Origin of the sequence: Falsigemmobacter intermedius, from assembly GCF_004054105.1 — a bacterium.
In the GTDB taxonomy this organism is placed as follows: Bacteria; Pseudomonadota; Alphaproteobacteria; order Rhodobacterales; family Rhodobacteraceae; genus Wagnerdoeblera; species Wagnerdoeblera intermedia.
The window spans coordinates 1-1,133 of record NZ_SBLC01000148.1; the positions used below are offsets into that span (position 1 = coordinate 1).

Annotated in this window: 1 protein-coding gene; it reads left to right on the plus strand. The window is 56.0% G+C overall.

Features of this window, described 5'->3' with window-relative positions; translation table 11 throughout:
• Positions 1 to 293: 293 nt before the first annotated feature.
• Positions 294 to 1,133: DUF6538 domain-containing protein (locus EP867_RS19695; RefSeq protein ID WP_164888991.1), on the plus strand; the 840-nt coding region annotated here is incomplete at its 3' end.

Genomic DNA, 1,133 nt, shown 5'->3' on the forward strand with positions numbered 1-1,133 from the left:
TGGGTGTCAGTTCACCCGGAGATTACGCCGCCTTCAAATTTCCACCACTTCCGAGACAGGACCGAGTTCAGAAAAATAAAGCAAAATGCCGACCTCCTCGCATTTTATCCATTTAGAATCAGCGCGATACGAGACTCCGAGTTAATTCCCTACCGCCGGAGCCAAAATCATCTAACATTCTGATGAATTTGGTATTTTCGCGTAAATAGCGCGAAGACCATGTGAGTGTGATACGTATCACACTCGGAAGAGATGCCGTTAATCGGATTTGCCCTGTCCATTAAGGGTATCCTATGGCTTTCCAATCGCACCTTTACCGCCGTGGCGCCTCCTATGTCTGGCGCCGCCGAACCCCTGCCCGTGCGGGTGGCAGGATCCTTCAAATCAGCCTGCGGACGAATGAACCGTTGATTGCACGACGCCGTGCTGCAATCGTAACGGTCGAGAGCAACAACCTGTTTGATGCCATGTCCGTCCAAGGCCTGACCGTCGCTGAAGCCCGCAAGTTCCTCGAGTTCATCATTGAGCGCGAGCAGAAGAAGATTGCGATCTTCCGCGCCGACGTGCGCCACAGGGGCGATTCCGAAAGCAATCAGGCGCAGGATTGGGCCATGGGCACCGCTCTGCGCATGATCGCCCAGCATGGTGCAGGGGCGGCGCCCCTCACGGATATGCAAGCCCAAGCACTCCATATCGAAGGTCGCAGTCCGGTTGAGGTCTCTATGCTGCGCGAGAACCTTGAGAACAACGTCTCGCTCGCCACCAGCACCCCGAAGGATAGGCATGGCAGCCAGATCCTCGATCAACTCCAGACTGCCATCGGCCGCCAGGATATTGGTGCGGCTGACTTTCTTGTCGCACGGAATAAATATATCCAAGGCAGGGCTGCAGCCTATATCCAGGCCGCCAAGGACACGACCGTCGGCTTTGACGAGGCTCTTCAGATTGCGGAGGTCCTCACGAGCCCTATCGCGACCTCTCTGCCACAGATCACCCAGCCCGCGATTCAACCCGAAGTGGTCGACGAATACTCGCCGGTATGGGAAGATCTTATCGCGCGCTTCGAAGAGCAGCAGCGCAAGGCCGAGGTCAAGGCACTGAGCATCGATCAGCAGGTCAGAATTTTCCGTCTG